Genomic DNA, 451 nt, shown 5'->3' with positions numbered 1-451 from the left:
TTTAGAAAGTATGAAGATGCGGCAAGACATGGACTAACTGTTTCTGAAAAAGCTAATATTGATTCAAGTTCTCTTAGTGACTTGAAAAATAAATATGGCAATGTTCTAGGTAACTATAGTACCTACCAAGGTACAGGTTACTTTAATCCGCTTGGTTCAGCTAAAAATAGATATATTATTTCTCGCTATAATGAATTAAAGGCTATTGAAGATGCTAAGGTAGCTCAAAAAGTAGCTGAGATGAATAAGTATCACTATACTAACCTATACAAGCATATCGCTGAGACAGGAAATCGGATAGATGGGACACCAGCGAGTGATTTAGAGAAAGCTGTCGCTCCATATGTGCCGTGGATTGCGCCGATTCAAGATGTGGCGGTTGCGGTTGCCGGTAGACAGATCGCTAAGTACAATTCTAGTGTTCCGACTGGTAATGGTATGAAGTGGGGAG

Annotated in this window: 1 protein-coding gene; it reads left to right on the top strand. The window is 39.7% G+C overall.

Going from position 1 to position 451, the window contains the following annotated elements:
- Nucleotides 1-451: hypothetical protein (locus tag SORDD16_RS11370; protein WP_164966529.1), on the top strand; the 451-nt coding region annotated here is incomplete at both ends.

Origin of the sequence: Streptococcus oralis, assembly GCF_001578945.1 — a bacterium.
In the GTDB taxonomy this organism is placed as follows: Bacteria; Bacillota; Bacilli; order Lactobacillales; family Streptococcaceae; genus Streptococcus; species Streptococcus oralis_Q.
This window is presented reverse-complemented; position numbering and strand designations above follow the sequence as displayed.